Origin of the sequence: Psychrobacter sp. Ps6 (assembly GCF_022129235.1) — a bacterium.
Lineage (GTDB): Bacteria > Pseudomonadota > Gammaproteobacteria > Pseudomonadales > Moraxellaceae > Psychrobacter.
The window spans coordinates 1-1,196 of the sequence record NZ_JADQAI010000153.1 but is presented as its reverse complement, the minus strand read 5'-3'; the positions used below and the strand labels follow the sequence as shown (position 1 = coordinate 1,196).

1 pseudogene is annotated in these 1,196 nt (G+C 41.1%); it reads right to left on the bottom strand.

Annotated features, from left to right (window positions below):
- Window positions 1–1,196: pseudogene (locus I3255_RS14515) on the bottom strand (hypothetical protein); the annotation flags it as partial.

Below are 1,196 nucleotides of genomic sequence, written 5' to 3'. Positions count from 1 at the left end.
GGTAGTCGTTGTGGTTGTGGTTGTGGTTGGGTTTGAAGGATCTGGACCTGCTGTTGTAGGATCTGGATCATCACACTCACCAGGGTCGACATAATCACCATCACCATTTAAGTCAGAACAAACATACGCAACGTTACCTATGCTTGTGTCTCCTTGCATCGTTTCTGGTGAATAAGCAACATAGAATGTCATCGAAATTGTGGTATTAGAAGCAAGTTGATCATCTACTGCATAAACGCCAGGTACTGTGGTATCAGTTGTGACCCCATTACCATTAAGATCTAAACCACCATCAATTTGGCCTTCACTTAAATCGTTGGTACCATCTTGGTCAAGGTCAACGCCATGAGAAGATTCATCAACCAAATTTGCGGCATAAGAAATTGGTGTATCGCCATTTACAGTCAGTAAACCACTACTGGTTGCATCATATGTAGCTGCTGTGCTGCCTGTCACAAATACAGTTCCATCAGGAATACCATCAAAGATAACAACATCTTTTGCATCAGTATTACCAGTGTTTGAAACTGTTACCGTATATCGAATTAAGCTTAAAGCTCGGTCTGTAGCACCATCGCCATCAAGATCAATACCTAAAGAACTTTCCGTTCCGATATTCTCCAGATGTGTGGCTGATTTTGTTGTATTAATAACAGCATCATTAGTTACCGTAATTAAATTGGCATTAGTCCCATCGGCACCATCATTATTATCACCAATGTCAGTCACAGTACCATTATTAGCAACCGCTTCAAGCGTGACACCAAGAGTATCCCCCGGCACTGCTGTTGTTGGCACGGCAGCAGCAACAATTAAGTTCATTTGCTCGCCAGCATTTAATGTCACAGTATCGCCAGAAGTAAACTCAGCTTCACCAGCATCAGGCTGACCATTATTATTTTCATCATTGAAAAGCTTAATGGTTGTAGCATCAATAGTATCTGCACCACGAGTATCTGTACCAGGTAAGTTCTGAGCAAAGTTCAGTGTATAAGTATCAGAACCGTTACCTGTATTGGTGAGAACGTGTGGTAGATATACTGTTTGTCCAGGAGATCCCGTTGTATTGATATCCTGCTCTATAGTTGAACTATAAATTTGAGCTACGGTTACAACAGCTTCATTGGATGTCGCTTGATAAGAGTTACCTGATGAATCTTCATAAGTAACTGTTGCTAAGTTTTTAATGTCTGTTC